Source organism: Amycolatopsis solani, assembly GCF_033441515.1.
Taxonomy (GTDB): Bacteria; Actinomycetota; Actinomycetes; order Mycobacteriales; family Pseudonocardiaceae; genus Amycolatopsis; species Amycolatopsis solani.
In genome coordinates this window covers 2,583,303-2,609,036 of sequence record NZ_JAWQJT010000001.1, presented here as the reverse complement: position 1 = coordinate 2,609,036, position 25,734 = coordinate 2,583,303, and the positions used below count along the sequence as shown (strand labels likewise).

Here is a 25,734-nt window from a genome sequence, read left to right as displayed (position 1 = left end):
AAGTTAGATCCGGTGATCGATTCACCGCAGCTCGTCGCACAGTGTGGGACGAGCCGCGGTGACTCGAAGCTATTCGTTCGTCTTGACGCACATCGTCGTCGCCGGCTCCGGGTAGACGGCCACGCGCGTGGCCTCGGTGCCCTCGCAGAGGTTCTTGTCCGCCTGGCCCGAGACGACCTTCACCAGCTCGCCGTCCTTGGTGGGGTCGGTGCAGGAGACCTTCACGTAGCCCTTGGTCTGCGACGTGAAGTTCGCGAGGCAGTCGCCCTGCTTCGCGTTGATCATCAGGCACAGCTTGTACGAGCTGCGGCCGCTGACCGAGTAGGTGTCGTAGCCGGCGTCGGAGCCGCCGGGGCAGTTGTCCGACGCGCTGTCGAGCTTGGCGGCGATCTTGACGTTGGCCTTCGGGTCGTTGCAGTCGGCCTTCGCCGGGTCGTCCCCGCCCCGGGTGAACTCGGTGATCGTGAGGCAGTCACCCGCGTTGGAGCTGGCGGGCGAGTTGGCGAACGACACGATCCCGACGACGACGGCGACGATCACGACGACGCCGACGATGCCGAACTTGATGAAGGTGCCGGCCTTCGACTTCTTCGGCACCGGCGGCGCGGGCGGGAAACCCTGCTGACCGGGCGGGAACTGCCCGGGCGGCGGACCGTACTGGCCCGGCTGGCCCTGCGGTGCCTGGCCGTAGGCACCGGGCTGGCCGTACTGCTGCGGGCCGCCGGGAGGCGGTCCGTAGGGATCGGGCTGACCCACCGGCTGCTGGCCCCCGGGGGCCGGAGGGGGAACGCTCACTGTGAACCTCACACATGTGAAATGAAGAACCGACCGGCACATCAAACACGCAGGGTGAGCACGATCCGCAGCGGGGTCCCCATATGCACTAATTACCCACAGAAAAGGCGCCCCGTTGGTTACGGAGCGCCTTCACTGCGGAACTGTGAGCCAGGTTGCCGCCCAGCTGAGTCCGACCTGCGACGCCGGGCCTCGAACGGCGACGCGGCCGCCCGGTCTCCTCGCGAGCCCGCCCGGCAGACCACCACCTGCTCACCTCAGGTCGACAGCGCCTCCTCGACCAGCCCGGCCGCGTTGATCAGCAGTAGCCGATCTTCTTGTACCCGATCCAGAATTCACCTTTGCTGTTCACACTGGCGTTCGTCGCCAGATGCGGCGTTCGATGGGCGCCCATGATCCGGCCTATGCGCCCCTGAGACGGGCTGACGATATCCACGTACGGGGTTCCCACGATGTTTTGGTTGAAGGTCGCGGCAGCATTCGCTCCGCGCGTCCCGCTCGCATAGCACGCCCTATCACTGGGACTCTCGCGGAGCACGAGATCGCCGTTCGTCTGCATCGTCACGTAGTGGTTTCCGTTGCAGATGGACTGGTCCGTTCCCAGGGTCGCGGCGAAAGAGCTGCCGACGCACGTTCGCGCCCTGGTGGAGCCTTGCAGTGGCGACGCTTGCGCGGTGGCAGAGGTCAGAGCAGCAGCACCGACCACCCCCGCGACGCCCAACGCAACAAACAATCGCCTTTTGTGCACCGATTCTTCCTTCCTTGACACGGCCCGGTTTCCCAGGCGCAGGTTTACCCCCACCCGAACTCATCGTACGAACAACCAGTTGCCGAAAACAGCCTTTCAAGCCTGCGTGAAAGTCACCCCGAGAGAGCTCCGCCACGGAATAGAGCCGACCAAACCCATGATCAAGTAATCTCGGACGCGATCACGGGAAATATTCGCCAAAGCTTTCGAGTAGCAGAAGGAGGCCTACGTGAGCGCTCGAAGGGAGGCGGCATGCTGAGCGTGCATTTGACAAGCGAGGATCTTGTCCGCATACGCATCGCCAGCACCCCCGCACTGATGTGGGAAACCACCTTGAGCCTGCACTGGCTTCAGCGTTGCGTCGCCGGAACAGCGGGAGAGCTTTGGCGTCGTTCGGTCGCAGGAAAGTTGCCGCATTCGACCGAACTGCTCGCGACCCTGATTCCACCACGGGGATACATCCCGGACTTCCTCACACCGTTCGGGCTGGCAGCCGAACTGGCGGAGGCGATGGAGCCCGTACTGCACGTTCCGAAGAAGCGCCTGCGCCAGGAGCTCGCTGAACTCACCGCGGACCGCCTGCGATCTCCCTGGGTTCGCGAATTGTCAGAGGGCGACGGAGGAGCATTGAAGCGCTTGGGACGAGCCTTCCACTCCTACCATCGAGTCGCCATCGCACCATTCTGGGAGCAAGTCCGGCGCAACGTCGCCCAAGAACACGTGCGAGCCTCGCATCTGATGACCGAGAGTGGGATCGAAGCACTCTTGACCCACCTCTCCCCCGCCGTACGCTGGCGCCGCCCGGTGCTGGAGGTCGACTATCCCGTCGACCGGCCGCTGCGCCCCGCCGGCCGCGGGCTCATCCTGATCCCGTCGTATTTTTGCGACCGTCGGCCCATTACCCTGGTCCGGCACGACACAACGCCGTTCCTGGTCTACCCCCTGGAACGCCGCCTGCTGGACGGCGATTGCCCACCGGACCCCAGCAAGGCCCTTGCCGATCTGGTCGGACAAAGCAGAGCAGCGGTCCTGGAGGCGGTCGACGGTACGGGCAATACCAGCGAGATCGCTCGTCGCGCGGGCATTCTCGTGTCTTCCGCCAGCCAGCACCTCGCAGTGCTGCGCCGTGCCGGGCTCGTAGCGAGTACGAGGCAAGGCAACTCGATGATTCACAACCTGACTCTCACTGGAGCCAGCCTGCTTCCCGGCCTCGGCTGCCGACAGCATGAGGAGCCGGGCGAAAAGCGACCGCCACCACCGGCAAGCTGCGGTGGTGGCGGTCGCGCCCTGATTGCTACTACCTCTGACTCGTGCGTTACTCGCGGAGGTACGACAGCAGCCGCAGGATCTCCAGGTACAGCCAGACGAGCGTCGTCATCAGGCCGAACGCGGTGTACCAGGCCCACTTCGACGGCATGCCCTCGCGGATCATCCGGTCGGCCTGGTCGAAGTCGAGCAGGAAGCTGAACGCCGCGATGCCGATGCAGACGAGGCTGAAGATGATGGCGAGCGGACCGCCACCACGCAGCGGGTTGAAGTCGAAGACCAGCGTGCTGATCAGGTTGAACAGCATCAGGATCGCGACGCCGACGACGGCGCCGACGATCCACTTGGTCAGCTTCGGCGTCACCTTGACCGCGCCGGTCTTGTAGACCACCAGCATGCCGATGAAGACACCGGCGGTGCCGATGATCGCCTGCAGCGCGATGCCCTTGTAGACGACCTCGAACACGCCGCTCAGCGCACCGAGGAACAGGCCTTCGGCGGCGGAGTAGACGAGCGTCAGCGGCCCGCTCGGCTTCTGGCGGAAAATGATCACCAGCGAGATGACGAGCCCGACGAGCAGGCCGCCGATCATCGCGCCGAGGAGGGCACCGGAGAGCCGGCCGGTCTCGGCCAGCGTGTTCTGGGCCCAGATCGCGGTGACGATCCCGACGAGCAGCGCGACGCCGAGGCTCATGCCGGTCTTGACGACGACGTCGTCGACCGTCATGGGGCGGTCGCCTTCGCCGGAGGCGGCCTGGCCGGGGCCGTACCCGGGCACGCCGCCCTGGGGTTGGTTGAAGCCCACCGGGGGCCCGTACTGCCCGTAAGTCTGGGTTCCGCCGTGGGGCAGGTTGCGGAACGCCGGGTTGCTACTGGAACGCACCTGATCCTCCTGGATCTGCTGCTTTGTGGATCGACGCTGCATCGGGTTCAACGACCGCCGGGGACGTGCGGTTCCCGTCGAGTAAAGACAACTTTACTCGACCGCGGGCCCGTGGCCACGGCAGACACGGTAAGCGATGGAGATCACGACCGTTCGGCGACGGCCACTCGAAGGGCGGTAGACATCCGGACCCCTCGGGCGCGACGCTCACTTGGCGTGCCCGGTCGTTCACCGAACGCGCGTCGGGGAGTTGATCAATCGTGTGACCTGCGGAGACGCCGCACGTCCGTCGAAGGAGTCTGCACACCATGAGGTGGTCGGCACGCCCGCGCGCGGTCATCCGCGTGCTCGTCGCTTTGTTCGCCGCAGCGCTGCTCGGCCTGCTCTCCACGCCCGCCGCGTCGGCCGCGAGCCAGGAGGGCGTCGGCCACCGGGTCGGCGCCGACCCGGCGCCGCGCCCGGTCTGGCTCGGGTCGTACGTCGTCGGCGGGCAGCAGGTGTTCTGCGTGAGCTTCCGGCTCCGGGCGCCGGACACCGACGAGCCGTACCAGCCGGGCGACGAGCTGCTGACGAAGTGGGGCACGAAGCTGCCAGCCGATCAGGCGGCGAACATCTCGTACCTGCTGCTGCGCTACGGCGGCACGAAGAACCCCGACGAGGCGACCGCGCTCGCGCACCTGCTGCACTCGTGGACGGCGGCGCCGCGCACCCCCGCCGACCTCGACCCGGACCTGCCCGCGGACAAGATCGCCTACGACGCGACCGGGTACCTCAAGGCGATGAGCAAGGGCTCCGCCGACGCCGTCGAGCGGCTGAAGACCGACGCCGAGACCAACCGCGGCCCGTGGACCGCTTCGGTGACCGCGCCGAAGGGCGACCAGCACCTCGGCGAGGCGGCCGAGTGGTCCGCGACCGTGAAGAACGCGCAGGGCAAGGGCGTCCCCGACGTCGAGGTGAAGCTGACGGCGACGGCCGGCACCCTGGGCGAGCCGTCCGGTGGCACGGCGGGCAACGCGAGCCCGCAGGCCGCGGCGAAGACCGTCACGCTGAAGACCGGCGCCGACGGCACGGTGAAGGTGAAGCTGACCCCGTCCGGCGAGCGGCCGAAGCTGGTGGCGTCGCTGTCCGCGCCGGCCGCCCGGCCCTACGTCCGGGTGCCGGTCGACACGTCGAAGCAGCGCGTCGTCTCCACCGGCGGCGAGCAGGAGCTGACCGCGCAGGGCGTCGTCGAGGTCGCGAAGCCCGGCAAGGTCCAGGTGACGAAGACCGACGCGAACACGGGCAAGGGCGTCGGCGGTGCGGTCCTGCGGATCACCGGCGCGGACAAGAAGTCGCCCGCGGTGGGCCAGGACGGCAAGCCGCTGACGGGCGCCGACGGCAAGCCCGCGGTCGTCACGACCGACGGCGCGACCGGCGGTGTGGCGGTGGAGAACCTGCGGGCGCCGCAGGAGATCTGCGTCGTGGAGGCGAGCCCGCCACCGGGCTACACGAACGCGTACGACCCGGCGAACCCGCCGTCGGTGTGCGGCACGGTGAAGCCGGGCGAGACCCTCGCGCTGTCGGTGACCAACAAGCCGAACGAGGTCCCGCGCGCGATCCCGGCGGGCGGCGCGCCGGTCGTCCGGATGCAGGGAGCGGTCGAGACGAGTTATTCGCCCCTGGGCCTGGCCGGTGTGGGCCTGCTGGTGCTGCTGGGCGCAGGTTCGGCCGGCTTCGCCGCGCGGCGCGCTTCGCGGAGGTAGCGGAGTGGCGAAGGACGCCGGCGAGAACTGGCGGGGCGAGGACTGGTTCATCGAGGAGTGGCACCGGGGAGTGGGCTGGGCCGCGGGCGAGGAGCCTCAGCCCGGCACCGACTGGGCCGTCATGTATGCCCAGCAAGCCAACAACCGGCGTCGTGCGGCCGTGCCGAAACCCCGGCGGGGCCGGCTGCTCGCCGGGTTCGCGCTCGGGGCCGCGACCGTCGTCGCCGTGCAGCTGGGGTCCTCCGTGGTCTCCTCGCCGCCCGTTGCCGTCGTGGCTGGGACCGCGGTGCCCGCCGCGGGTGCCGCCGCCCCGGCCGCGGCTCAGCCGGCCACTCCGGAAACCCCGCCGCCGCCGAAGACGACGAGCGCTCCCGCCGCCGCGCCCGCGGCACAGCCGTCCACTCCCGCTCCGCAGAAACCCGGCACCGTGCGGCTGCCCGCGGGTGGCACCGCCACCCTCGTGCGCCAGGACCTCGGCCCCGGCGGCGAGCTCCCGATCCCCGCCGACCTCGGGCAGGCGGCCTGGTGGGGTGCCGAACTCGACGCGGCCGGCGGGGCCAGCGTGTTCGCCGGGCACGTCAACTGGCGGGGTGCCACCGGGCCGTTCGCCGAGCTGTGGAACGCCCGGATCGGCGGGGCTGTGACCGTCGTGGACAGCGCCGGCAAGACCTGGCGGTACCGGGTCTCCCAGCTGCTCACCGTGCACAAAGACGACCTGCCCGCGCAGGCGGACGACCTGTTCGGCCAGTCCGGCCCGCACCGGGTGGTGCTGGCGACCTGCGGCGGCCGCTGGGTCGGCGGTTCGGACGGCTACGAGGAGAACCGCATCGTCATCGCGGAGCCCGAATAAGTTACCGGTGAGTAACTTCACGTTCCACCACGGTGGTCACTGACGTCCCGATGCAGCACAATGCGCAGGGTCAGGGCGTGGAGCGAGAGGTGTGAAGACGATGGCGACGTTCTTGGTGACCGGGGCGACCGGACTGATCGGGCGCCAGTTCACCCGGCTGCTGCTCTCCCGCCCCGACGACGACCGCGTCGCGTTGCTGGTCCGGGCGTCGAGCAAGGCCCGGCTGGCCGCGCTCGTCGACCAGTGGCCGCACTCCGACCGCGTCACGCTGGTCACCGGGGACCTCGGCGAGCCGCTGCTCGGGGTGTCCGAGGCCGACCGCGACGAGCTGCGCGGGCACGTCGACCACGTCGTCCACCTCGCCGCCCTCTACGACCTCACCGCCGACGACGAAGCGAGCGTCAAGGCCAACGTCGAGGGCACGCAGAGCGTCGTCGACCTGTCCGCGGACCTGCGCGCCGGCTGCCTGCACCACGTGTCTTCGGTGGCCGTCGCGGGCGACCACGAAGGCATCTTCACCGAGGAGATGTTCGACGCCGGGCAGCGGCTGATCACGCCGTACCACCGGACGAAGTTCGAGGCCGAGAAGATCGTCCGCGAGCAGACCGAGGTGCCGTGGCGGGTGTACCGGCCCGCCGTCGTCGTCGGGCACTCCGAGACCGGCGAAATGGACAAGATCGACGGCCCGTACTACCTCTTCCCCGCGATCAACCGGCTCGCCGGGCTGCCCGACGTGCTGCCGATCGTCGGCCCCGACCTCGGCGACACCAACATCGTGCCGGTCGACTACGTCGCCAAGGCGCTGCTCGAACTCGTCGTCAAGCCCGGGCTCGACGGCCGCGCCTTCCACCTGGTCAACCCCGAGCCGCAGCCGGTCGTGTCCGTCTACAACGCCTTCGCGCGGGCCGCGGGCGCGCCGACGATCTCGGTGCAGCTGGGCGAAGGGCTCTCCAAGCGGCTCGTCGGGCTGGTCAAGCTGACCGAGCACATCCCGGGCGTCACCATCGCCCGCGACGCCGTCATGGAGCGCTTCGGCATCCCGCCGGTGCTGCTGGACACCATGGCGTTCCCTTCGGTGTTCTCCTCGGCCGAGACGCGCAAGGCGCTGGCCGGCAACGTCGAGGTCCCCCGGCTGGAGGAGTACGCGCCGACGCTGTGGCGCTACTGGCGCGAGCACCTCGACCCGTTCCGCGCGCGCAAGCACGGCCCGCGCGGCGAACTGGACGGCCGCCGCGTGATCATCACCGGCGCGTCTTCCGGCATCGGCCGCGCGACGGCGTTGAAGGTCGCCGCCGCGGGTGGCGTCCCGCTGCTCGTCGCGCGCCGCCGGCACGAGCTGGAAGAGGTCCGCGACGAAATCGTCGCCGCCGGCGGCACCGCGTCGGTGTACCCGGCCGACCTGACCGACGAGGACTCGGTGCGCAAGGCCGTCGACGCGATGCTGGCCGAGCACGGCCGGATCGACATGCTGGTCAACAACGCCGGCCGGTCGATCCGCCGGTCGATCAAGCTGTCCTACGACCGGATGCACGACTACGAGCGCGCGATGGCGATCAACTACTTCGGCGCGGTCCGGCTGATCCTCGCGGTGCTGCCGCACATGTCGGAGCGGAAGTTCGGGCACATCGTGAACGTGTCGTCGATCGGCGTGCAGGGCATCGCGCCGCGCTTCTCGGCGTACGCGGCGTCGAAGGCGGCGCTGGACTACTTCTCGCGGATCGCGGCGACCGAGACGCACGGCGACGGGATCACGTTCACCACCATCCACATGCCGCTGGTGCGCACGCCGATGATCCGCCCGACGAAGATCTACGACGCGTTCCCGACGAAGTCGCCGGAACAGGCCGCGGACATGGTGCTCAAGGCGCTCGTCGAGCGGCCCAAGCACATCGGCACGCCCGCCGGGCAGGCGATCGGGCTGGCGTACACGCTCACGCCGGGCCTCACCGACGCCGTCGCGTACCAGGGTTTCCGGATCTTCCCGGACTCGGCCGCGGCGGGTGGTTCGGGCGGGCTGAAGATCGGCCGTGGCGAGAAACACCTTTCGAAAGCGGCGATGGCGCTCGCTCGGTTGTCTCGAGGCTTCCACTGGTGACGCAGTGTTTCCGGCGTGCGGCCGTTCCGGCGACGCGCCGCCAGGACAGCGACACGTGTTGGTGATTTGTTAAGCCGAAGGGCGTAAGCGGTCCGTGCCCAGGTACGGTCGGGCGCATGGTTCCTGAGCGCGACCCCGCCGCAACCGCCCTCAACGGCCTCCTCCCCCTCCGTCGTGAGTACACCCAGGCTTGGCACGGCTTCGACCGCAACGAAGTCCGCCAGTACCTCGACCACGTCGAGGCGCAGCTGCGCCGGGTGCTCAGCGAGCGCGACGCCGCCGTCGCGCAGGCCGCGACCGCGACCCGCGAGGCGGAGTCCGCCCGGAAGCAGGTCGCTTCGCTGGAAGCGCGCGTCGAAGAGCTCATGAAGCCGCCGGAGCGCCTCGAGGACCTCGACGAGCGGATGCAGCGGACGGTGACGCTCGCGCAGGCGCGCGCGGACGAGATCGTCAAGCGCGCCGAGGCCGCCGCCGAGAAGACGTGGGCGGGCTCGACCGAGGCGTCGACGAAGCTGCGTGAGCGGTACACGAAGCTGGTCGCGGAACTGGACAAGCAGGCCGACCTGCTGCACTCCGAGCACGAGAACGCGCTGGCGGAGACGCGCGCCGAGGTGCAGCGGCTGACCGTCGAGGCGGCGCAGCGGCGGGAGCTGCTCGACAACGAGGCGGAGCGGAAGCGGCGGAAGATCGAGCGCGAGTTCGAGGCGTCGCAGTCGGCGCAGAAGACGGCGCTGGACAAGCACATCGCCGACCAGCGCACGGCGAGCAAGAACCAGGCCGAGCGCCGGATCGCCGAGGCGACGGCCGAAGCCAAGCGGCGGCTCGACGAGGCGACGGCGGAAGCCAAGCGCCGCCTCGACGAGGCGACCACCCAGGCGGCTCAGCGCACGACGGTGGCGAACCGCAAGGTCGAGCGGCTGGCGGAGATCCGCGAGCAGGCCCGCAAGAGCCTGGCGATGGCGGAGGACATCCTCAACCGCAGCGAGACGCAGCTCGCGACGCTGCCGGAGGAAGCGGTGATCCCCCAGGCGTCCAAGCTGGTGGGCGGCGACACGGAATCGGCCACGACGCCGGCCGCGCCGGTGGTCCCGGTGGTGCAGCCGCAGCTCCCGGCCAAGCCCGCGGCAAAGGCCGCTCCGGCCCCGAAGCCCGCGCCCGCGGCGAAGCCGGGCAACGCCCCGGCGAACTCGAACGGCCCGGCGACGAAGCCCGCCAACGGAAACGGCGCCAAGCCCCTTTCCCCCACGGCAAGCAAGCCCGGCTCCTGACACCGCCCCAAGCGCCCCAATGTGGCGTTCGGTGCGTCTGACGCACCGAACGCCACATTGGGTGCGTCTGACGCACCCAACGCCACATTGGGGCGCTTTACTTGCGGGCGGTGCGGGGCCAGGGGTTGGCCGACTCCAGCTGGGCGGCCAGGCCGAGCAGCAGGGACTCGCCGCCCGGGCGGGTCACCAGCTGGACCGACGTCGGCAGGCCCGACACCACGGACCGGCCCACCGGGACCGTGATCGCCGGGTAGCCCGCGAAGTTCCACTGGCCCGTGAACCCGGCCAGCCGCGTCGACGGCAGGACGTTCGTCAGCCACCGCTTCTCGTGCCAGCGGCCCGCCTTCACCGGCCAGTGCGACAGCGTCGGCGTCATCAGCACGTCGTGCTCGGCGAAGAACTCCGCGGCCCGCGCGAGCCAGCGCTCCCGCGTCCGCTCGCGGATCAGGCCCGTGCGCTCGACCAGGCGTCCCGCGCGGACGTGCGCGCGGGTCCGCCGCTGCAGCCCGGAAAACGCGAAGTCCCCGGCCTGGATCGCGGGGCCGGCCAGCCAGCGGGCCGTCATGCCCAGGACCATCGTCGCCGGGTAACGCGGGGCCGACGTCGTCAGCGTGTGGCCCGCCCCGGACAGGTGGCCCGCCGCGGTGGAGACCGCCGCCACCAGCTCCTTCGGGACCGGTGTGTGCAGCAGGGGCACCGTCGTGGACATCCCGATCCGGACCGGATCAGGGGTGGGCACCGTCGCCAGCGAAGGGTCCGAAGCCAGCACCGAGAGCAGCACCGCCGTGTCGGCGACCGTCGTGGCCAGCGGGCCGTGCACCGACATGCCGAACCAGCCGCCCTCGGCCAGCAGGTCGGACCCCGGCTTCAGGCCGACCAGCCCGCACATCGCCGCCGGGAGGCGGACCGAGCCCATGCCGTCGGTGCCGTGGGCCAGCGGGACCAGGCCGGCCGCCACCGCCGCCGCGCTGCCGCCGGACGAGCCGCCCGAGGCGTACGTCGGGTCCCACGGGTTGCGGGCGATGCCGTCGGGGGTGTCGCTCATCGGCCAGATGCACAGCTCCGGCACGCGCGTCAGCCCGACGAGCACCGCGCCCGCGGCCCGCAGCCGCGCCGCGACGACGCCGTCCGAGGCGGCCGGGGCCGACGGGCCCGCCGTCGAACCGTGCGAAGCGGACTCGCCCTCGATCGCCGTGACGTCCTTGACCGCGACCGGCACCCCGGCCAGCGGCAGCGACGCGAGGTCGGGCCGCGCGGCGACCTCCGCGGCTTCCTTCAACGCCTCTTCGGCGCGCACCCGCCGGAAGGCGCCGACGACGCCGTCACCCGCGGCGATCCGGTCGAGCGCGTCCTGGGTCACCTGCACCGGGTCGAGCGTCCCGGCCCGCACGGACGCCGCGATCTCCACTGCCGTCAGCACCATGATCGCGACCCTAGCCGACGGAAAACGCCTCAGATAGCGCCCGCTCGCAACGCGTAGGCGACGGCGTGCGCACGGTTGTTGAGGCCGCAGCGGGTCATCAGGCCGTAGAGGACGTTCTTCACCGTCCGCTCGGAGTAGCACAGCTTCGCGGCGATCTCCTCGGTCCCGAAGCCCTCGGCGACCAGGCGCAGGACGTCGCACTCGCGCGCGGCGAGCCCGGACAGCGTGAGCCCGTTCGGCTCCAGGACGTCCTTGCGCATCCGCTGGACCTGCGAAAGCAGCGCACCCTGCAGCCGCGGCGGCAGGTTGGCCGTGCCGTCGCCCGCGGCGAGGACCGCCGTCACCAGCTCGGCGCCGCCCGTTTCCCGCCGCGGCAGGATCGCCACGACCCCGCACTCCAGCACCGCCATCAGGTCGCTCTCGCGGAAGTGCTCGACGACCAGCACCACGTGCGACGCCTTGGCCGCGCGGATCTCGCCCAGCACGGTCTCGGTGACGTGCTCCTCCATCACCAGCAGGACGTCCGGCACCAGGTCGGTCACCCGGACGTCCGGATGCGACTCCAGCAAGCTCTCGGCGCCGGCGTGCGTGATCGGGTCCGAGGCGAGGACGGTCACTTCCACGGGCTTCATGGACGCAGTGTGGCGGGCGCGCCTTCACGCCTTCCCTATTCCGTCTTCACGCGCGTGAAGACGTCTCCAGCTCCCCGACCGCGGCCCGCGCCCGCACCAGGCACTCCGGCATCCGCTCGGCCGCCCGCGCCCACTCGCGCTTGGCCCGCAGGTACTCCTCCTGGGCCGCGCCGGTCCAGCCGGCCAGCCCCGGCTCGACGTCGGCCTCCAGCTCCGCGAGCAGCTCGCCGAGCTCACCCGTGATCGACCCCATCCGGTCGAGCACGAGGCCGGCGAAGCTGAACTCGAGCTCTTGGCGCGTCACGGCTCGCGCTGCCGCGGCACCGGGCCGCCGCCCGTCGTCTCGAGCAGCCGGGCCAGCCGCGAAAGGATCACGTCGAACTCCTGCTCCCAATCGGTCATCGCCTGGCCGAAGCGCACCGCGTCCTCGCCGCGCCACGACGCCTGCACGAGTGCCATCTCGCTGTTGACGTCGCGGAGCCGGGAGCGGGCCGCTTCGATGGTGTGCGCGAAGCGGGCGGCCGCCCGCCGCATCTCGTCCGTCGTCGCGGCTGTGGCCATGCCGAACTCCTCTCGGGCGTCCCGAGGGTTCCAAACCCCGCGGCACCGCGGAACCCCCGCCGACGGCCGTTGCCCGAATGTCCGCCATCCTTGCCTGCCGGTTCACCACGGCCGCGTATGCTCACGTCAGGCATCCGGCGCGTGACGTTTCGTCAGCGCACGAAGGGAGACCGATGTCGGCTGCGGACGGCTCCGCACCGAGACTCCAGCTGCTCGGCCCGGTCAAAGCATGGCGCGGCGAACTGGAGCTCGATCTCGGCTCCGCGCACCGGCGGACGGTCCTCGCCGCGCTGGCGGTGAACCCGAACCGCACGGTCTCGCGCGAGGAGCTGATCGACGCCGTCTGGGGCGAAGCGCCGCCGCAGAGCGCGCAGGGTTCCATCTACACCTACGTCTCCGGCCTGCGGCGCGCGCTCGAACCCGGCCGCGCCAAGGGCGAGGGCCCGCAGCTGCTCGCGTCGATCGGGTCCGGCTACTCCCTGCGCCTCGACGCCGGGGCGATCGACGTCCACCGGTTCGACGCACTGCGCGAACAGGCGCTGCGCAAGCAGGCGGCCGGGGATCTCCGCGGCGCCCGCGAGGCCCTCGAGGAGGCGCTCGGGCTCTGGCACGGCGTTCCGCTGTCCGGCCTGCCGGGGCCGTTCGCCGCCGCCCAGCGCGCGCGGCTCACCGAGGTGCGGCTCGCGACGGTCGAGCGGCGGGCCGAGGTCGTCCTGGAGTCGGGCGGGCACGCCGAGCTCGTCGCCGAGCTGACCGCGCTGACCCGCGAGCACCCGTTCCGCGAAACGCTGCGCGGGCTCCTCATGCGGGCCCTGGTCCGGGCGGACCGGCGGACCGAGGCGATCGCGGTGTACGACGACGTCCGGGACAAGCTCGTCGAGTCCTCCGGCACCGAGCCCGGCCCGGCGCTGCGGCGGCTGTACGACCAGCTGCGGGAAAAGCCCGCGGCCGCCCCGGAACCGAAGCCCGCGCCGCCCGCGCGCCCGGCGCGGCTCCCGGTCTCGGCGATGCCCGACCGGGCCGAGCTCTTCCTCGGCCGGGAAGCCGAGCTGGCCCGGCTCCGCGAAGCCGTCGACGGGCTGGGCGCGGGGATCGGCCGGTCGGTGTGGATCGAAGGCGAGCCCGGCAGCGGCCGGACGGCGCTGCTGGCCGAACTGCTCGCCATGGCCGCGGACCTCCAGCCCGCTTTCGCCGCCGCCGACTCGCTCGACCAGCGCTTCGCCCTGCGCCCGCTGCTCGACGCGCTGGGCGTGCACCACGGGGCCGCGGGGCACCGCGCCGCGCTGGCCGCCCGGCTTTCCGCGCAGCCGGCCGAAGACGCCGTCGACGGCCTCCTCGCGCTGGTGCGCGAGCTGTGCGCGGAAGCGCCGCTGGTGCTCGTGGTCGACGACCTGCACTGGGCCGACGACGCCACCCTCGGGATCTGGCGGTACCTGAGCCGGGAGACCCGGCAGCTGCCGCTGCTGCTCGTCGGCGCCTGCCGCCCGGTGCCACGACCGGCCGCGCTCGACGACCTGCGGGCTGAGCTTGACAACGATGACACGACCATCCTGGCGCTGCCGCCGCTGACCGACGGCGCCGCCCGGGAACTGGCCACCGAGCTGGTCGGAGCGCCCCCTGGGCCGGGGCTGCAGCTGCTGGTGTCCTACGCGGCCGGCAACCCGCGCTACACCAGGGAAATCGTCGAGACGCTGCTGACCCAGTCGATGATCGTGCTCGACGGCGTCCACGCGCACCTCGACGGCAACTCGTGCCAGAGCATCCCGGCGCCGCTGGGGTCGCGGATCACGCTGTACCTGAGCTTCCTCTCCAGCGGCACGCGCGACACCCTGCGCTGGGCCGCGATGCTGGGGCGCGAGTTCTCGCTGTCGGACATCGCCGTGGCCACCGAACGGCCGCCGACGGCGCTGGTCGGCGCGGTGGACGAGGCGATCGCGTCCGGGGTGCTCGTCGAATCGGGCGACCGGCTGGCGTTCCGGCACCCGCTGGTGCGCCGGGTGCTCTACGAAAAGACCCCGGCGGCGATGCGCGTGGCGCTGCACCGGCAGCTGGCCGAGGCGTTCGCCGCGGCGGGGGCGCCCGCCGTCCGGGTCGCCGAACAGCTCGCCGCCGCGCCCGCGCAGGTCGACCCGTGGGTGACGACGTGGCTGCTCGAGCACATCGGGACGGTCGCCACCGAGACCCCGCGGATGGCCGTGGACCTGCTGCGCCACGCCGTCACGCAGGGCACGCTGCCGCCGGACGCGCGGGAGACGCTGACCGCGACCCTGGCCCGGCTGCTGTTCTGGCTCGGCCGGGAGCCCGAGGCCGAGGCGCGGTCGGTGGTGGCGCGGACGGCCGACAGCAGGCGCGCGGCCGAGATGCGCTGGATCCTGGCCTACGTCTACTACCGCCGCGGTGACTTCGCCGAGGCGACCGCCGAGCTGAAGCGGACCCTCGACGACACCGACGTCCCGGAGATGTGGCGCGGGCGGCACGAGTCGCTGCTCGCCACGCTGGAGCGCCTCGGCGAGGGAACGGCGCTGGCGCCCGCCGGGTTGCACCCGCTGGACGACGCGGCGCTGTCCGTGCCGAAGCTCGACAGCCTCGAGGAAGCCGCGGAGCCGCTCGACGCCGCCCGCCGGATCGCCGCGACCCGCGCGGTACCGGGCGAGATGCACCTGGCCGGCGCGGTGCACTACTACTGGCTGGGCCGCTGGCCCCGAGCCCTCGAAGAGCTGGACGCGGTGATCCGCGACGGCGCGGAAACGGCGTCGTACGTGCTGCGCAGCCCCGGATCGACACTGCTGGTGCACGGCGTCGGCGCGCTGATCGCCGGACACCGCGGCGACCCGGACCAGGCCAGGACGCACCTCGACGCGGCCGAGCGCCAGCAGTGGCCGCCCGGCCTCGAGCCCGACGGCGGCGACTTCCTGCTCGCGGCCCGCGCGTTGCTGGCCGAGCAGGAGGGCCGTCCGGAGGCGGCGCTGGTCGCGCTCCTGCCGCTGCTGGAGGAGAACTACCCGCCCGCCGCCCGCCACCAGTGGCTCCCGGACCTGGTCCGGCTCGCGCTGCGGCTCGGCGAACCGCAACGCGCCCACCAGGCCCTGCGCCTGCTCGACCTCGAGGACGCCCCACCGGCCCACGCGGCGGCGGCCGCGCACTGCCGCGGCCTGGTGACCGGCGACCCCGAGCCGGTGCTCACCGCGGCCGGCCACTACCGCGCGGCCGGCCGGCTGCTGAAGCAGGCGAAGGCGACCGAGGACGCGGCGATCCTGCTGGCCGAATCGGAGCAGCTGACCGAGGCGCGCACGGCGTTCCGCGCCGCGCTGACGGCGTACACCGGGATGGGCGCGGTGTGGGACGTCCGCCGGGCGGAGAGCCGCATGCAGCCGTTCGGCATCCGGCGGGCCCACGCGGTCCGCTCCCGCGCCGCCGCCGGCGAGTGACACCGACGGCCGTGAATGCCACATCCACGGCCGTCGAACTCAGCGCAACCCCGCTGGGTATTGCCACGTCAGTAAGGTCATCGGAGTAACCGAGATGTCCCTGGGGGAATGGGGTCTGGGGCGCGCCCCAGAGGGGACGGCAGTGACATGCCAGGGGATGCGGACACCGGCCTGCGGGTCGGTGTGCTCGGCCCGCTGCGGGCCTGGCGCGGGGCGGCCGAAATCGGCCTCGGCCCCGCGCGTCAGCGTGCCGTCTTCGCCGTGCTCGCGGTCAACGCCGGGCGCCCGGTCCCCCGCGCCGAGCTGATCGCCGGCGTCTGGGGCGATTCCGCGCCCGCGAGCGTCGAGGGCAGCGTCCACACCTACGTCTCGGGGTTGCGCCGCGCGCTCGAACCGGACCGGTCGCGCTGGTCGGCGGCCAGTCTCCTGGTGTCGGATCCGGCCGGGTACTCGCTGCTGCTCGACGAAGACGCGCTGGACGCCGCCGTGTTCGAACGGCACCGCGAGCGTGCGCGGGGGCACCTCGACCAAGGCGATCCGCGGGCCGCCGTCGCCGAACTCGATGCCGCGCTCGCGCTCTGGCAGGGTGAAGCGCTTTCCGGGGTGCCGGGCGGGTTCGCCGAGCGGCACCGCGAGTACCTGGCCGAACTGCGGCTGAACACCCTGGAACGGCGGGCCGAAGCCGTGCTCGCCCTCGGCGGGCACCTCGACCTGGCGCCGGAGCTGGCCGTCCTGGCCGGTGAGCACCCGCTGCGGGAGTCCCTGCGCGAGTCGCTCATGCTCGCCCTCTACCGCAGCGGGCGGCACGCCGACGCCCTCGACGTCTTCCGTGACGCCCGCGCCACGCTCGTCGAGGAGCTCGGGGTCGAGCCCGGCCCGGCGCTGCGGCAGCTGCACCAGCGGATCCTCGCCCAGGACCCCGGGCTCGACGCGCCCGCGGCGCCGGTCGTGGTCACCGGGCACCGGCTGTTCGGGCGGGAAGCCGAAACCAGAACCCTCGCCGAACTCCTCGCCGACGTCCGCGGCGGGCGCGGGCGGGCCGTCTGGATCGAGGGCGAGGCGGGGATCGGCAAGTCCGAGCTGCTCGCCGGTTCGCTGCCGGACGGCCCCGGCTACCAGCGGCTCATCGCCGCCGCGGACGAGCTGAGCACCCGGTTCCCGCTGCAGGTCATCCTGGAGTGCCTGGCGATCGACGTGCACTCGGCCGACCCGCGGCGCGCGCGGGTGGCGCAGGAACTCGCCGGTGAAGGCCCGGTACGGCGCAGCTGGGGCCCGGCCGACCCGGTGCTCGGCGCCGTCGACCGGCTGCTGGCCCTGGTCGACGAACTCTGCGCGCACTCGCCGCAGGTGCTGGTGATCGACGACCTCCAGTGGGCGGACGAGGCTTCCGTGCTGGTCTGGCACCGGCTCTGCGCGGCGACCCGCCAGCTGCCGCTGCTGCTGGTGGCCGCGACCCGCCCGGCGCCGGACCGCGCCGAGCTCGCCCAGCTGCGCCGCGGGGTCCAGGCGCGCGACGGCGTCGTCCTCGACCTCGCGCCGCTGACCGGCGAGGACGTCGGCAGGCTGATCGAGGACCGGATCGGGGCGCCGCCGGGACCGGGGTTGCGCGAGCTGGCCGCTCGTGGCGCCGGGAACCCGTTGTACGTCAAGGAAATGGTCGACGTCCTGCTGCGGGCGGGTGCGGTCGAGGTGAGCGGCGGCGAGGCCGACGTCGACGACCCGGCCGAGTTCGAGGCCCCCAGCTCGCTCGTCGCCGCGGTCGATCGGCGGCTCGACTTCCTCACCGCGCGGACGCAGGAAGTGCTGCGCTGGGGTGCGTTGCTGGGCATGGAATTCGCGGTCGGCGACGTCGCCGCGGTGCTCGGCTCACGGCCGTCGGACCTGCTGGAGCCGCTCGAAGAAGCGGTCGCGGCGAACGTCCTCATCGACACCGGGACGCAGCTCGCGTTCCGGCATCCCCTGCTGCGCCAAGCGCTCTACGACCGGTTGCCGGGCGCGACTCGGGCGGCACTGCACCGGCAAGCCGCGGAAGCGCTCGCCGGGATCGGCGCACCGGTGAAGCGGGTTGCCGAGCAGCTGGTGGCCGCACCGGCCACAGTGGACGAATGGGTGCTCGACTGGCTCGCCGCGCACCACGCGGCCGTGTCCAACCGGGCGCCGCTGATCGCCGTCGAGCTTTTGGAGCGGGCACTGGCCGCCGGGGCGGGCCCGCGCCGGGAAGTGCTGCTCGTCGCGCTCGTCAAGGTGCTGTTCCGGCTGGAACGCAACCCGGAAACCCAAGCGCAGCAGGCCATCGAGGTCGCCACCGACCCGGACGCCGTCGAGGAGATGCGGCACGTGGCCGCGGCGCTGCGGCACCGCCGCGGCGACACCGAAGGCGCGGTCGCCACGCTGGCCGGAGTGGTCGACGACCCGGCCGTGCCCGAGCTGTGGCGGGTCAAGCACCGCCAGCTGCTGGCCAACTTCCGGCGTGGCGATCTGTCCGATTTGGACGCCGCGGAAAAGGCGGCGCGCGAGACGAAGTCGCTCGCCGGCGGCGACCGGTACGTGACCGCGCACGCGCTGCAGACGTTGTGGCTGGTCGATTCCGTGCGCCGCGAGCACGACCGCGCGCTCGGCCACGTCGACGCGGCGATCGAGGCCGTCGGCGACGAGCACGAGCTGGCCGACCTGCACCTCGACCTGCTCGACAACCGCGTCTTCACGCTGCAGAACCTCGACCGCCTCGCCGAGGCGGGCGACGCCCTGCGCGCGGCGGGGGAAGTCGCGGCTCGGCACGCACTGCCGGTCGGGCTGCAGGTGTCCGCCGCGGTGCACCGGTACTGGGAAGGCCGCTGGGACGAGGCACTGGTCGAGCTGGACACGGTCATCGAAGACGGCCCGGCGATCACCTTCTACGGCCTGCGCGAGCCCGGCCCGGCCGCGCTGCTGCTGCACGGCGTCGCGGCGCTGATCGCGGGCCGCCGCGACGACCGGGCCCAAGCCGCGGCCCACCTCGACGCGGCGGAGGAGTACGCCCCGGCGACCGGCGCCGAGCGCGAGAGCTTCGACTTCCTGCTGGTCGCCGACGCCCTCGCGGCCGAGCAGCGCGGCGACCGCGTGCGCGCGCTGACCGTCCTCGAGCCCATCCTGAACCCGACGTACGCGGCGATGATGCTGCGGCACCAGTGGCTGCCGGCGTTCGTGCGGCTGGCGATGGAGCAGGACGACCCGGTCCGCGCCCGCCGCGCCCTCGACGTCTGCGAAGAAGAAGCGGCGAAGGAACGGCGTCCGGCACGGGCGTACGCGGCGGCGTCGTGGTGCCGCGGACTGATCGAGGAGGACCCGGCCGCGGTGCTGGCCACGGCGGAGCACTTCCGGGCCGTCGGCCGCCGCCCGGAACTGGCGGCGGCGCTGGAGGACGCGGCCGTGCTGCTGGCCCGCGCGGGCCGGCTCGACGCGGCGCAGGCGGCGTTCGAGGAGGCCGCCGAGCTCTACACGGCGTTGTCCGCGCGCTGGGACCTGCGCCGCGCGGAAACCCGCCTGCGCCGCCTCGGCGTCCGCCGCGGCGCGGTGTTCTCCCCGATCCGGCCTGGGCACGGCTGGGAGTCGCTCACGCCGATCGAGGTCCGCATCGCCGGCCTGGTCGCCGAAGGCCGGTCCAACCCGGACATCGCGGCCGAGCTGTCGCTGCCACGACGGACGGTCCAGGCGCACGTGGCCCGGTTGCTGGGCAAGCTGGAGACGCCCTCACGCTCCGGCGTCGCCGACGCCGTCCGCCGGCGCACCTAACGCGTTGGCCTTCGCGACCCGGCCGAGGAAGCGGCCTGAGTCCTTGACGGTCCGCTGCTGGGTCTCGAAGTCGACGTGCACCAGGCCGAAGCGCTGCGAGTACCCCATCGCCCACTCGAAGTTGTCGAGCAGCGACCAGGCGAAGTACCCGCGGACGTCGGCGCCCGCGCGGATCGCGTCGCGGACAGCGGCCAGGTGCTCGGCGAAGTAGGTGACGCGGTCGGCGTCGTGGACGCGGCCGTCGACCACCTCGTCCACGAAGGACGCGCCGTTTTCGGCCACGACCAGCGGGAGCCCGCCGGACCGTTCGTCGATCCACCGCAGCAAGCCGGTCAGCGAGCCCGGCGCCTGCTCCCAGCCGAACGCCGTCAGCGGCGGCGGCGCGGGCAGCACGTCCAGGCCGCGCAAGCCGGGCAGGGGGCAGTTGCCCGGGCCCAGCGGGTCGGCGAGCGGGGTGACGCGCGCGGGGGCGTAGTAGTTCACGCCCAGCCAGTCGATCGCCGCCGCGATGACGTCGGTGTCGCCGTCGCGCACGGCCGCGGCGAACCGGCCGCCGTGGTGCTCGACGTCGGCCATCACGTCGGCCGGATATCCCTTGCCCAGTACCGGGTCCAGGAAGAACCGGTTGTGGATCCCGTCGAACTTCCGCGCCGCTTCGCGGTGGGCCGGGCTGTCGCCGTCCGGGATCGCCGGGGCGAAGTTGAGCGCCAGCGAGAACTCGTGACCCGGGCGCGCCTGGTCGGTGAGCGCGCGTGTCGCCAGGCCGTGCCCGAGCAGCAGGTGGTGCGCCGCGACCAGCGCGGTGTCGTGATCCTGGACGCCGGGTGCGTGCACCCCGCTGCCGTAGCCGAGGAAAGCCGCGCAGAACGGCTCGTTGACCGTCGTCCACTGGTTCACGCGGTCGCCGAGCGCGTCGTGCACGACCGCCGCGTAGTCGGCGAACCGCGAGGCCGTGTCGCGCGCCGGCCAGCCGCCCTCGTCCTCCAGCGCCTGCGGCAGGTCCCAGTGGTAGAGCGTGAGCACCGGGACGACGTCGCGGCTCAGCAGCTCGTCGACCAGCCGGTCGTAGAAAGCGAGCCCGGCCGCGGACTTCGTGCGCCCGTCCGGCATCACGCGTGGCCAGGCGACCGAGAAGCGGTAGGCGTTCAGGCCGAGGTCCGCCAGCAGGCCGACGTCTTCGGGGTAGCGGTGGTAGTGGTCGCAGGCGACGTCGCCGGTCGCGCCGCCGAGCACCTTGCCGTCGGTGGCCGCGAACGTGTCCCAGATGGACGGTCCGCGGCCGCCTTCGCCCGCCCCGCCTTCCACCTGGTACGACGCGGTCGCCGCGCCCCACAGGAACCCCGCCGGGAATTCGGGTCCGGTCACACTGGTGCCCCTTTCAGGATTCCCTTGACGATGTACCGCCCCAGCAGCAGGAACAACGCGATGACCGGCACGACGCCGACGGTCGCGCCGGTCAGCATCAGCGCGTAGTCGGTGTAGTAGCCGCTCGCCAGCCGCGACAGGGCCACCTGCACGGTCGGTGTTTCGTTGGGGTCGAGTACCACGAGCGGCCAGAAGTAGTCGTTCCACGTGGCCATGAACGTGAGCATCGCGAGCACCGCGGCGGGCGCCCTCAACGCGGGCACCGCGACGTGCCAGTAGGTGCGCAGGACCGAGCAGCCGTCGACGGTGGCCGCGTCGACGAGGTCGGCGCTGATCGCGTTCTCGCAGGCCTGGCGCATCCAGAACACGCTGAACGCGCTGACCAGCGCCGGCACGATCACCGCTTCCAGCCGCCCGTACCAGCCGAGGTCGCCGACGACGAGGTACAGCGGGATGACGCCGAGCTGCGCCGGCACCATGGCCGAGCCGACGACCAGCAGGAACAGCGTGTTGCGGCCGCGGAAGCGCAGCCGTGCGAAGGCGAACCCGGCGAGGCTCGCCAGCACGACGTTGGCCGCCATCACGGTGCCCGCGACGATCAGCGAATTGCCGATGGCGAGCCAGAAGTCGACGGTGTCGAAGACGCGGCGCACGTTTTCGACGAGGTGCCCGCCCGGCACCAGCACCGGCGCCGCCTCCCCGATGGCCGAGTTGTCGCGCGTGGCCACGACGAACGACCAGTACAGCGGGAAGACGGACGCGCCGAGCACGCCGGCCAGCACCGCGTACACCCAGCCGCCCGTGCGGCGCCGCGCGGTCACGCCGCCCTCACGAACCGGCGCACCAGCCGGTAGTTGACCAGCGCGAACAGCGCGCAGACCACGAACATCACCCAGGTCAGCGCGGCCGCGTACCCGGCGTTGAACTGCGTGAAGCCCTTCTCGTACAGGTACATGACGAGCGTCTGGAACTGGCGGTCGTTGCCGCCGGTCGCACCCGAGCCACCGGCGTCGAACAGCTGCGGCTCGGCGAAGAGCTGGAGGCCGTTGACCGTGCCGGCGACGGCGGTGAACGCGATCGCGGGCCGGATGCCCGGCACGGTGATCGACCAGAACGTCCGCCACCGCGAGGCGCCGTCGAGCTCCGCGGCTTCGTAGAGATCGCTCGGGACGGCCTGCATCGCGGCCAGGTAGATCAGGGCGTTGTAGCCGGTCCAGCGCCAGAGCACCATGCTCGCCACCGCGAGGTGCGACGTCCACGTCGACGCCTGCCAGTTGACCGGCGCGATGCCGAACCAACCGAGCACTTCGTTGACGACGCCGTAGTCGCGGCTGAACAGCTGCCCGAACACCAGCCCGATCGCGACCACGGAGACGACGTTCGGCAGCAGGATCCCGGTGCGCCACCAGGTCGCGGCGCGCAGCGGCCGGTCGAGCAGCGCCGCGATGCCCAGTGCCAGCAGGAATTCCGGGACGGCGGCCAGCAGGAAGATGCTCACGGTGTTGGCGAGCGCGTTGTAGAAGTGCGGGTCGGCCAGCAGTTCGCCGTAGTTGGCGAGGCCGAGCCGGCCCTGGCCGCCCTCGAGGAGGTTCCAGTCGTGCAGCGAAACCCACGCCGTGTAGAGCAGCGGGTACGCGCCGAAGACCGCGAACAGCCCGAAGAACGGCGCGACGAGCAGCAGCGGCGTGACCTTGCGGTCGAAGCGCGCGAACCGGGTCCGCACTACTTCAGCAGCGCCCGGGCTTGCTGGACGGCTTGCGCCCAGGCCTGGTCGACGTTCTGGGTCTTGTCCTCGATCCGCCCGAGCGCGCGGCCGAACTCCGGCCGGACGTCGGCGTCGTGCAGGCCCCGGTAGTTCGGCCGCAGCCGGTCGGCCGACGCCGCGAAGATCTTCCCGGTCGGTGCGTCCCCGAAGTACGGGTCGGTGTGCGCGACGACCTGCGGGTCTTCGTAGACGGACGGCTCGCTGGGCAGGATGCCGTCGGAGAGGAAGAGCTTCTTCTCCTGCTCGGGCGCGGTCAGCCAGCGGGCGAGCTCGTAGGCCTCCTTCTGGTGCGAGCCCTGCTTCGGCACGGTCAGGAACGAGCCGCCCTGGTTGCCGCTCTTGCCGGGCACGGTCGTGACGTCCCACTTGCCCTTGTTGGCGTCCCCGCCGGCTTCCTTGATCTGGCTGAGCATCCACGCCGGGCACGCGACGGTGGCGAACGAGCCCTGCTTGATCGCGACGTTCCACGCCTGCGTGAAGGTGGTCGCCGCCGCCGTCTGCCCCTTGGCGGCGATGCCGCCCGCGAGATCGAAAGCGGTGCGCACGCTGGGGTTGGTGTCGGCGATGAAGGAGTCGTCGCGCTGGGAGAAGTAGTTCTCCGGCGACTGGTTGAGCATCGCCGTGTAGACGGTGCCCGCCGAGTCCGCGAACTTCACGCCGGGCGTCTTCCGCGTGAACCGGTCGGCCACGGCGGCGTAGGCGGGCCAGTCGGGGATCAGCTTCGCGACCTCGTCCCGGTCGGTCGGCAGGTCCGCGGCCTGGAAGAGGTCCCGCCGGTAGCAGAGCGCGAGGCTGCCCATGTCGGTGCCGAGGCCGAGCACGAAGTCCCCGTCGGTGCCCTGCGCCCACTTCCACGGCGCCCACTGGCGTTCGAGGTCGCGAGCCCCGAAGGAGGCGAGGTCGGTGAACTTGTCCTTCGCCTTCCGGTACTGCGGGATGTACTGCTCCTCGATCGCGACGACGTCGGCGGCACCGCGGCCGGTGGCGAGCTGCGTCGCGAGGCCCTTGTGGTGGGTGTCGAAGTCGGTGACACGGTTCTGCACCGTGATGTCCGGGTGCAGCTTCTCGTACTCCGCGATCAGCGGCGCGTACCCGAACTCGCCGAAGGTCGCGATCGTGAGCGTCGTGCGGCCCCCGGAGTCGGCGGGGCTGCAGGCGGCGAGCAGGGTCAACGCGGCGACCGCGGCGGCGGTCCGGCGGACGGTCGTGGGCACGGGCTCCCTCAGATCACCCCGGCCCGTACGGCGTACGCGACCGCGTGCGGCCGATTGCGCAGGTTGAGCCGGTTGGTCATGGCGTAGATGACGTTCTTCACGGTCCGCTCCGAGTAGCAGAGCCGTCCCGCGATCTCGGCAGTGTCCCAGCCTTCGGCCATCAAGCGAAGCACATCCACCTCGCGCGGCGTGAGCGCCGCCCCGCTGCCCTCGTGCGCCAGCGCCTCGACCTGCTCGCGCAGCGACGTCGTGCGCCCCCGCGCGGCGGCGAGCACGCTCTCGGTGAGCCGGTCGAGCGCCGTCCGCGGCAGCACGGCGGAGACGTGGCAGTCGGCGAGCACGCTCAGGTGCGCCGGGTCGACGTGCCCGGCGACCAGCACGATGGCGGCCGGCGACTCGGCGGACGCGGCCCGCAGCGCGGCGACGGCCTCCCGGTCGACCTGGCCGACGGCGAACACCAGCACGGCCGCCTCACCCCGGCGGGCCCGGGGCACGACCAGCAGTTCCGGGCGGGACTTCAGGTGGTTGATCAGCCCGGTCAGCGCGATCGGATCCGACGCCCACGCGGCCACTCGCACCTGGTCCATCAAGCCCCTCCTCTGCCATTTTCCGACAGCCTCACTCTGCTGGGGACGCCTTCACGAATTCTCTAACCGCGGTGAAGCCGTTCTTCACGCCGTGAAGTCAGGGGCATCGACTACCGTCGTGGGGCACACAGACGAGTGAAGGGACCGATGAACCGCCGACGTCTCGCCGCCCTCGGGGTGGCCTTCGCCATCGTGGCCGGCTGCCTGCTGGTCGTGGGCCTGCCGCCGCGGACCGTGTCCGGTCTGGCGTTGCCCGTGACTTCCCCACCTCCGCCGTCCTCCTTCAGCGCGGCCGTTCCGCCCGCTCCCACGTCGAGGCTGGCCCGCCCGGGCGACTGCACCTCGCTGGCCGGCGAACTCGACGTCCGCGCCCAGGTCGCGCAGCTGGTCGTCGTCGGGGTCTCCGGCGACAACCCGGCTTCGACGGTCGCCCTGGTGCGCGACCACCAGCCGGGCGGGATCTTCATCGGGGGTAACGCAACAGCGTTGTTGAAAAACCGTTCCCTGGCCGCGGTCCAGGCGGTGGCCAAGGTGCCGGTGGCGGTGTCGGTCGACGAAGAGGGCGGCCGCGTCCAGCGCATCGACGACCTCGACGGCGACCTCCCGTCGGCCCGCACGATGGCCGAGACGAAGTCGCCGGACCAGGTCCGCGCCATCGCCGCCGAGCGCGGCCGCCAGCTGCACGCCCGCGGCGTGACGGTCGACTTCGCCCCGGACACCGACGTCACGGAAGCTCCGGACGACGACGTGATCGGCGACCGGTCGTTCAGCCCGGACCCGGTGAAGGTGAAGACGTACGCGAAGGCGTTCGCGGAGGGGCTCCGCGAAGCGGGGGTCCAGCCGGTGCTGAAGCACTTCCCCGGCCACGGCCACGGCTCGGGCGACTCCCACAAGGGCACGGTGGTCACGCCGCCGCTCGCGCGGCTGCGGTCGGTCGACCTGGTCCCGTACCGGAACCTCGCCGACTACGGCCCGGTCGCGGTGATGGTCGGCCACCTCGACGTCCCCGACCTGACGGGCGGGATCCCGGCGTCCCTCTCCCCACCGGCGTACCAGCTGCTGCGCGGCGAGTTCGGCTTCACCGGCCCGGTCCTCACCGACGACCTCGGGGCGATGAAGGCGATCACGGCGCAGTATTCCCTGCCGGAGGCGGTGCTGAAGGCCCTGCAGGCCGGCGCGGACCAGGCGTTGTGGTCCTCCGGCGGCCGGGTGGACGAGGTGCTGGACCGGCTGGTGAAGGCGGTGCAGTCAGGCGAGCTGCCCGCGGCGCGGGTGCAGGAGTCGGTGACGCGCGTACTGCGCGGCAAAGGCCTCTGCGGCTGATCTGGCCAGGGTCACCCG

19 protein-coding genes and 1 pseudogene are annotated in these 25,734 nt (G+C 72.1%); 8 read left to right on the top strand and 12 right to left on the bottom strand.

Annotation, left to right across the window (positions count from 1 at the left end):
* Positions 1-69 precede the first annotated feature (69 nt).
* Both SD460_RS12900 and SD460_RS12895 read right to left on the bottom strand, forming a co-directional pair.
* Entirely contained in the window at positions 70-756 is a 687-nt protein-coding gene (locus SD460_RS12900; RefSeq protein ID WP_290058343.1) for an LppU/SCO3897 family protein, read from the bottom strand.
* Between the two features lie 337 nt (positions 757-1,093).
* Complete coding sequence (locus SD460_RS12895; protein WP_290058330.1) at positions 1,094-1,597, bottom strand: hypothetical protein; 504 nt, start codon at positions 1,595-1,597, stop codon at positions 1,094-1,096.
* Positions 1,598-1,795: 198 nt separating this feature from the next.
* On the opposite strand from SD460_RS12895, the pseudogene SD460_RS12890 reads away from it, so the two are divergent.
* Positions 1,796-2,677, top strand: a pseudogene (locus tag SD460_RS12890) (ArsR/SmtB family transcription factor); the annotation flags it as partial.
* Between the two features lie 181 nt (positions 2,678-2,858).
* Here SD460_RS12890 and SD460_RS12885 read toward each other — a convergent pair.
* Complete coding sequence (locus tag SD460_RS12885) at positions 2,859-3,692, bottom strand: Bax inhibitor-1/YccA family protein (RefSeq protein ID WP_290058332.1); 834 nt, start codon at positions 3,690-3,692, stop codon at positions 2,859-2,861.
* A gap of 308 nt (positions 3,693-4,000) precedes the next feature.
* Between SD460_RS12885 and SD460_RS12880 the strand changes: the two genes are divergently transcribed.
* From SD460_RS12880 to SD460_RS12865, 4 genes are all read left to right on the top strand, one after another.
* Positions 4,001-5,434: an MSCRAMM family protein gene (locus SD460_RS12880; RefSeq protein WP_318306185.1), complete on the top strand. Its 1,434-nt coding sequence runs from the start codon at positions 4,001-4,003 to the stop codon at positions 5,432-5,434.
* Between the two features lie 121 nt (positions 5,435-5,555).
* Complete coding sequence (locus SD460_RS12875; protein WP_290058344.1) at positions 5,556-6,284, top strand: class F sortase; 729 nt, start codon at positions 5,556-5,558, stop codon at positions 6,282-6,284.
* Positions 6,285-6,384: 100 nt separating this feature from the next.
* Entirely contained in the window at positions 6,385-8,379 is a 1,995-nt protein-coding gene (locus SD460_RS12870; RefSeq protein ID WP_290058334.1) for an SDR family oxidoreductase, read from the top strand.
* A gap of 116 nt (positions 8,380-8,495) precedes the next feature.
* Positions 8,496-9,647 carry a coiled-coil domain-containing protein gene (locus SD460_RS12865; RefSeq protein ID WP_290058335.1) on the top strand — a complete coding sequence of 384 codons (1,152 nt, stop codon included), beginning with the start codon at positions 8,496-8,498 and terminating at the stop codon, positions 9,645-9,647.
* A 97-nt stretch (positions 9,648-9,744) separates the two neighbouring features.
* On the opposite strand, the gene SD460_RS12860 is transcribed toward SD460_RS12865, so the two are convergent.
* The 4 genes from SD460_RS12860 to SD460_RS12845 are packed head-to-tail and all read right to left on the bottom strand — an operon-like array spanning position 9,745 to position 12,263.
* Positions 9,745-11,070 (bottom strand): amidase, encoded by a 1,326-nt coding sequence (locus SD460_RS12860; RefSeq protein WP_318306184.1) that lies wholly within the window; start codon positions 11,068-11,070, stop codon positions 9,745-9,747.
* A 29-nt stretch (positions 11,071-11,099) separates the two neighbouring features.
* Positions 11,100-11,702: a helix-turn-helix transcriptional regulator gene (locus SD460_RS12855; RefSeq protein ID WP_290058338.1), complete on the bottom strand. Its 603-nt coding sequence runs from the start codon at positions 11,700-11,702 to the stop codon at positions 11,100-11,102.
* 46 nt (positions 11,703-11,748) lie between these two features.
* Complete coding sequence (locus SD460_RS12850) at positions 11,749-12,006, bottom strand: WXG100 family type VII secretion target (RefSeq protein ID WP_290058339.1); 258 nt, start codon at positions 12,004-12,006, stop codon at positions 11,749-11,751.
* Positions 12,003-12,263 (bottom strand): WXG100 family type VII secretion target, encoded by a 261-nt coding sequence (locus SD460_RS12845; protein ID WP_290058340.1) that lies wholly within the window; start codon positions 12,261-12,263, stop codon positions 12,003-12,005. Before SD460_RS12845 ends, SD460_RS12850 begins: the two co-directional genes overlap by 4 nt.
* Positions 12,264-12,436: 173 nt before the next feature.
* Between SD460_RS12845 and SD460_RS12840 the strand changes: the two genes are divergently transcribed.
* Together SD460_RS12840 and SD460_RS12835 are read left to right on the top strand one after the other, a co-directional pair.
* Positions 12,437-15,691: an ATP-binding protein gene (locus SD460_RS12840; RefSeq protein ID WP_290058341.1), complete on the top strand. Its 3,255-nt coding sequence runs from the start codon at positions 12,437-12,439 to the stop codon at positions 15,689-15,691.
* Between the two features lie 147 nt (positions 15,692-15,838).
* Positions 15,839-19,462, top strand: a complete 3,624-nt coding sequence (locus SD460_RS12835) for an ATP-binding protein (RefSeq protein ID WP_318306183.1) — start codon at positions 15,839-15,841, stop codon at positions 19,460-19,462.
* Here SD460_RS12835 and SD460_RS12830 read toward each other — a convergent pair.
* Genes SD460_RS12830 through SD460_RS12810 form a run of 5 tightly spaced genes read right to left on the bottom strand, consistent with a single transcriptional unit; the run spans position 19,421 to position 24,393 of the window.
* Complete coding sequence (locus SD460_RS12830) at positions 19,421-20,827, bottom strand: GH1 family beta-glucosidase (RefSeq protein WP_290050411.1); 1,407 nt, start codon at positions 20,825-20,827, stop codon at positions 19,421-19,423. The genes SD460_RS12835 and SD460_RS12830 overlap by 42 nt on opposite strands.
* Positions 20,824-21,648 carry a carbohydrate ABC transporter permease gene (locus SD460_RS12825; RefSeq protein ID WP_290050409.1) on the bottom strand — a complete coding sequence of 275 codons (825 nt, stop codon included), beginning with the start codon at positions 21,646-21,648 and terminating at the stop codon, positions 20,824-20,826. The genes SD460_RS12830 and SD460_RS12825 overlap by 4 nt, the downstream gene beginning before the upstream one ends.
* Entirely contained in the window at positions 21,645-22,550 is a 906-nt protein-coding gene (locus tag SD460_RS12820; protein WP_290050408.1) for a carbohydrate ABC transporter permease, read from the bottom strand. Before SD460_RS12820 ends, SD460_RS12825 begins: the two co-directional genes overlap by 4 nt.
* Positions 22,550-23,806 (bottom strand): ABC transporter substrate-binding protein, encoded by a 1,257-nt coding sequence (locus SD460_RS12815; RefSeq protein WP_318306182.1) that lies wholly within the window; start codon positions 23,804-23,806, stop codon positions 22,550-22,552. Before SD460_RS12815 ends, SD460_RS12820 begins: the two co-directional genes overlap by 1 nt.
* An 8-nt stretch (positions 23,807-23,814) precedes the next feature.
* On the bottom strand, positions 23,815-24,393 hold the full coding sequence (locus tag SD460_RS12810) for a helix-turn-helix transcriptional regulator (RefSeq protein ID WP_290050405.1): 579 nt from the start codon (positions 24,391-24,393) through the stop codon (positions 23,815-23,817).
* Positions 24,394-24,540: 147 nt separating this feature from the next.
* On the opposite strand from SD460_RS12810, the gene SD460_RS12805 reads away from it, so the two are divergent.
* Entirely contained in the window at positions 24,541-25,716 is a 1,176-nt protein-coding gene (locus SD460_RS12805; protein ID WP_290050404.1) for a glycoside hydrolase family 3 N-terminal domain-containing protein, read from the top strand.
* Positions 25,717-25,734: the final 18 nt, after the last annotated feature.

Bases quoted from the DNA above. Each gene is read 5' to 3' on its own strand.
- SD460_RS12880 (WP_318306185.1), top strand. From the start codon at position 4,001: ATGAGGTGGTCGGCACGCCCGCGCGCGGTCATCCGCGTGCTCGTCGCT.
- SD460_RS12875 (WP_290058344.1), top strand. From the start codon at position 5,556: ATGTATGCCCAGCAAGCCAACAACCGGCGTCGTGCGGCCGTGCCGAAA.
- SD460_RS12870 (WP_290058334.1), top strand. From the start codon at position 6,385: ATGGCGACGTTCTTGGTGACCGGGGCGACCGGACTGATCGGGCGCCAG.
- SD460_RS12865 (WP_290058335.1), top strand. From the start codon at position 8,496: ATGGTTCCTGAGCGCGACCCCGCCGCAACCGCCCTCAACGGCCTCCTC.
- SD460_RS12860 (WP_318306184.1), bottom strand. From the start codon at position 11,070: ATGGTGCTGACGGCAGTGGAGATCGCGGCGTCCGTGCGGGCCGGGACG.
- SD460_RS12855 (WP_290058338.1), bottom strand. From the start codon at position 11,702: ATGAAGCCCGTGGAAGTGACCGTCCTCGCCTCGGACCCGATCACGCAC.
- SD460_RS12845 (WP_290058340.1), bottom strand. From the start codon at position 12,263: ATGGCCACAGCCGCGACGACGGACGAGATGCGGCGGGCGGCCGCCCGC.
- SD460_RS12840 (WP_290058341.1), top strand. From the start codon at position 12,437: ATGTCGGCTGCGGACGGCTCCGCACCGAGACTCCAGCTGCTCGGCCCG.
- SD460_RS12835 (WP_318306183.1), top strand. From the start codon at position 15,839: ATGCCAGGGGATGCGGACACCGGCCTGCGGGTCGGTGTGCTCGGCCCG.
- SD460_RS12810 (WP_290050405.1), bottom strand. From the start codon at position 24,393: ATGGACCAGGTGCGAGTGGCCGCGTGGGCGTCGGATCCGATCGCGCTG.
- SD460_RS12805 (WP_290050404.1), top strand. From the start codon at position 24,541: ATGAACCGCCGACGTCTCGCCGCCCTCGGGGTGGCCTTCGCCATCGTG.